The following is a 920-nucleotide window of genomic DNA, read 5'->3' on the forward strand; positions in this document are numbered from 1 at the left end:
GTGATGAGCTCGCCCTGCTCGAGACCTTGAGCATGGGCAAGCCGATCTCCGACGCGCGCTCAATCGACGTCCCGGCATCGGCCAATACGATCGCCTGGTACGCCGAGGCGATCGACAAGATCTACGACGAGATTGCTCCGACCGGCAGCGGTGCACTGGGTATGATTACGCGTGAGCCTGTCGGCGTCGTGGCGGCGGTCGTTCCATGGAACTTTCCTTTGCTGATGGCATGCTGGAAACTCGGGCCAGCGCTGGCAGCAGGCAACTCGGTCATTCTCAAGCCTGCCGAGCAGTCACCGCTTTCCGCGATCAGGCTTGCCGAACTCGCGGCGGAGGCCGGTATTCCCGATGGCGTGTTCAACGTGGTCACCGGCCTTGGCGAGACCGCGGGCAAGGCGCTTGGCCTGCACATGGATGTCGACGCTGTGACGTTCACGGGTTCAACTGAAGTCGGCAAGCTCTTCATGAGCTATTCCGCCCAGTCGAACATGAAACGCGTCGCACTCGAATGCGGTGGCAAGACCCCACATATCGTCATGGCCGATTGTGGCAACCTCGACGAAGCCGCGACAGCGGCGGCCTACGGCATCTTCTTCAACCAGGGTGAGGTCTGCAACGCCGGCTCGCGTCTTCTCGTCGACGCCAAGATCAAGGACGTGTTTCTTGAGAAGGTGATCGCGGTCGGAAAAACGCTTACGGTTGGCGATCCCCTCGATGCAGCCACGAAGCTAGGCGCCATGGTCAGCCAGGCTCAAATGGATCGTGTGCTCGACTACATCGATATCGGCTCCAAGGAAGGGGCCGAGCTCAAGTCCGGCGGCAAGCGTGTGCTCAGCGAGACCGGCGGCTATTACATCGAGCCGACCGTCTTCGACAATGTCAGCAACAAGATGCGCATTGCGCAAGAGGAGATCTTCGGC

1 protein-coding gene is annotated in these 920 nt (G+C 60.7%); it reads left to right on the top strand.

Annotated features, from left to right (window positions below; all coding sequences use genetic code 11):
- A partial coding sequence (locus tag EN750_RS36525) for an aldehyde dehydrogenase family protein (RefSeq protein ID WP_127399431.1) occupies nucleotides 1-920 on the top strand: 920 nt, incomplete at both ends.

Source organism: Mesorhizobium sp. M7A.F.Ca.ET.027.03.2.1 (assembly GCF_003999175.1).
Lineage (GTDB): Bacteria > Pseudomonadota > Alphaproteobacteria > Rhizobiales > Rhizobiaceae > Mesorhizobium.